At 32.6% G+C, this 328-nt stretch carries 1 pseudogene; it reads left to right on the top strand.

Features of this window, described 5'->3' with window-relative positions:
* Positions 1-47: 47 nt before the first annotated feature.
* A pseudogene (locus tag MKO96_RS29285) lies at positions 48-328 on the top strand (hypothetical protein); the annotation flags it as partial.

Raw genomic sequence — 328 nt, 5'->3', positions numbered from 1 at the left:
GGTTTAGAAACATATGATACATTTCTGTCTATAAACGGTTTATTTGGCTTAAAGTATGTTCACGCTATATTGTTACTAAAGAAGAACATACATCTGCTATCGAAAAATCAGAAGATCTTGCTAATAGTATTGTAATGCCTTGGATTGAAGGTCCAACTTGGGCGGATATTTTACAAGAACAACGAATGTTATCAAAAGAACAATGTTTCTTTATTGCAGAAGCATTTCTTACAACACTTAAAATGATGGAGGAAAATGAAGTTGCTCATAATGATTTATCGTCTAGCAACGTACTCATACCTTTCTTAAGTACTGTTGTTAAACGATG

This window comes from Bacillus sp. ES1-5 (assembly GCF_022487605.1).
Taxonomy (GTDB): Bacteria; Bacillota; Bacilli; order Bacillales; family Bacillaceae_G; genus Bacillus_A; species Bacillus_A wiedmannii.
Note: the sequence above shows the minus strand (reverse complement) of the source record. Positions and strands in the feature narration are given on the sequence as shown.